The organism is Leclercia sp. GHBNCSD, from assembly GCF_055805075.1.
Genome location: NZ_JBQVYO010000017.1, coordinates 1 through 353 on the forward strand (window position 1 = coordinate 1; position 353 = coordinate 353).

The 353-nt window shown below is 48.4% G+C and carries 1 protein-coding gene and 1 pseudogene; both read left to right on the forward strand.

Going from position 1 to position 353, the window contains the following annotated elements; genetic code table 11:
* Positions 1–197 (forward strand): annotated as a pseudogene (locus tag ACT3IC_RS23525) (T6SS immunity protein Tli3 family protein); the annotation flags it as partial.
* A 3-nt stretch (positions 198–200) separates the two neighbouring features.
* Positions 201–353 (forward strand): T6SS immunity protein Tli3 family protein (locus tag ACT3IC_RS23530; protein ID WP_473479892.1); only part of this gene is annotated, 153 nt, incomplete at its 3' end.

Sequence of the window (353 nt, forward strand, 5' to 3'; positions counted from 1 at the left end):
ATGATGGCACCGTCCAGACAATTAGCCCCGACTTTCCAGGTTGGAAATGGGGAATGGTGTACTTTACTAAGGAATGGCTGAAAGGAAAGGTTGTAAGTCATGAACAAAACTATCAGGACCTGCCCGACAAAGTTCCGGAAGTGAAGAATTATACAGGTTGGGATCGTATGCGCTGTGACATGGATGCGGGGCGATAAGTGATGAAAGGATTATGTACTATTTTCGCAGTGTTCGCCGTTGTTCTGGCTGCTGATTGCGTGGCGAAAGAGCCGCCGACTCAGGTAGTTTATCGGTTCGATGACCATCGCTATCTTGAGTTAAAAGGGTGGGATTGCCAGGGGGAGCTCTGGTAT